Source organism: Synergistes jonesii (genome assembly GCF_000712295.1).
Classification (GTDB): Bacteria; Synergistota; Synergistia; order Synergistales; family Synergistaceae; genus Synergistes; species Synergistes jonesii.
In genome coordinates this window covers 1-2,183 of the sequence record NZ_JMKI01000019.1, presented here as the reverse complement: position 1 = coordinate 2,183, position 2,183 = coordinate 1, and the positions used below count along the sequence as shown (strand labels likewise).

Here is a 2,183-nt window from a genome sequence, read left to right as displayed (position 1 = left end):
TTCGAACTCGCCGCTCTTCTGAAGGACTTCTTCGCTCGGCATATCGACGAGGATCGCTCCTTCTTTGGCGGAGGAGTTCCGTCCGTCTTCTGGGGAGCCGACGACGTCGACTTCCGCGCGGGCTCCGGAGGCGCTGAGGAGAAGGAAGGCAGCAGAGCAGCAGAGCAGTTTTTTAACAATCTTGCGATTCATTGGGCTTCACTCCCCTTTTTACTTTTCGGCGGCTTTCTGCATGAGCATTTCAACTTTCGCCTGAAGTTCTTCCATCGTGCTCTGCATCTTCTCGTTGCTTTCCTTCAGCTTGGCGTTCTCCGCCTTCAGCGCGGATATCTCGTCCTGCATCACGTAGGTCGCGCTGATCGGGCCGGCTTTGTAGCGCGCCGGGATGGCGTCTTTTTTGCCGCCCAGCCTGAAGGTCACTCCCGCGTTGGCCAGCACGCGGCTGCTGCCTCCGTATGACGCTCCTATGTGGAACATGGTGTTTTCTCTCGTGTAGTGCGCCAATCCCACCGCTATCGCCGTGCTGCCTCTGTAGTTCCCTACCGCCGCCATTATCTGCGTCGGCTCGAGCGGGTCGTATTGGATCGGTTTCAATCCCGCCAGCGCCGCGCTTTCCGCTCCAAGGTCTTCGACTTCGTCGCTGAGTTCGCTGTAGACGCGGTAGAGGTTGTCTGTCGTTTCGCTGAGCTGTCCCACTGTCGCAGCGTCTGTCGCGTTGGCTCCAGGCGCTATGTTGGTTATTCTGTTGCCGCCCATCGATACGCCTCCGTTGTTGATGATCACGTCGCCGCTGGCTGTGCTTATTTTGATGGCGTTGCTGACTAGGCCTTCTTTCGTGATCGTCGTGCCTCCGGCTACGCTGATGGTTTTGTTGACGCTGACGCTGTCTATGCCTGTGATGTCTTTGGCGAGTCTGATGTTCAGCGTGTCGTTTCCGTCGGATATTACTCCGATGTTGTCGGCCGCGGATACGGAGGTGGCGCCGCCTTTGATGTTGAGCTGGCTGCCGAGGTCTCTGTGGATTTTATCTCCAGCGTCTCCCGCGTAGTCTTGCCCTTTGGCTTTGAGTTGGTCGAGCTGGCCGACGTTTGCCGCGTCCGTCGCTTCTGTGCCGGCGGCTACGTTTTTGATTTGTGTGCCGTTTTCTCCGCCGAGGGTGATTGTCTCTTTGCCGGCTCCGTCGTATTTGACGACGAGGCTCATGTCTTTGCTTATCGCTTCGATGTTGGTGCTGTTTTTAGTTACGTCTAACGCGATGTTGTTGATTCTCGTGCTGTTGTTCGACACGTCTCCGGCTATGTTGGTGATTTTAGTGCTGTTGTCCGCCACGTCGGCGCTGACCGCGCTGAGCTGGCCGATGTTTGCCGCGTCGCTGTTTTCAACACCGTCCGCAACGTTGATGATTCTGTTGCCGCCGTTGTCGATGCCGATGTTGTTTTCGTCGCCTTTGACGTCTACTCTGGTGAATTCCGGCGTCTCGGAGACGTTGAAGCTGTATTTCCTTTCAGCCGTCTCTTTGATTTCGATGTTTTTGCCGTCGTTCAGCGCCACTGTGTTGTTGTCTTTGTCGACGGTGGCGGTTTTGCCGTTGACGGAGATGTCCCAGCTGCCGCTTCCGCCTTCGCCGCTTACGTGGCCGGCGTTTTCATGTCTGCCGTCTGTGTAGTCGATGATCAGGTCGCCCTCTTTGTTGACTTCGGCTTTGGTTATGCCGGTGCCGTCTTTGCCGGGCGCCCCGTCGTTGCCGTCGGTTCCGGCGGGGSCTGTTTCACCCTGCGGGCCTTGGGCGCCGTCTTTACCGTCGGCTCCTGGGGCTCCGGGCTCACCCTGCGGGCCTTGTTCGCCTGTGGCTCCGGCTTCGCCCTTGGGACCCTGCGGGCCTGTCTCGCCCTGCGGACCCTGTTCACCCTGGTCGCCCTTCAAGCCCTGGTCACCTTGGTCTCCCTTTTCACCTTTGTCACCCTTGTCGCCTTTGTCTCCCTTTTCGCCCTGGGCTCCAGTAGCTCCGGTGTCGCCTTTGTCTCCCTTTTCGCCCTGGGCTCCAGTAGCTCCGGTGTCGCCCTTGTCGCCTTTGTCTCCCTTTTCGCCCTGGGCTCCGGTAGCTCCGGTGTCACCCTTGTCGCCTTTGTCTCCCTTTTCGCCTTGGGCTCCGGTAGCTCCGGTGTCACCCTTGTCGCCTTTGT

The 2,183-nt window shown here is 58.4% G+C and carries 2 protein-coding genes; both read right to left on the bottom strand.

The annotated features are described in order from the left end of the window. The coding region (locus EH55_RS04615; RefSeq protein WP_037975226.1) for a hypothetical protein at positions 1-192 on the bottom strand (192 nt) is incomplete at its 3' end. Positions 193-210: 18 nt separating this feature from the next. Continuing rightward, positions 211-2,183: YadA-like family protein (locus EH55_RS13375; protein ID WP_201769338.1), on the bottom strand; the 1,973-nt coding region annotated here is incomplete at its 5' end.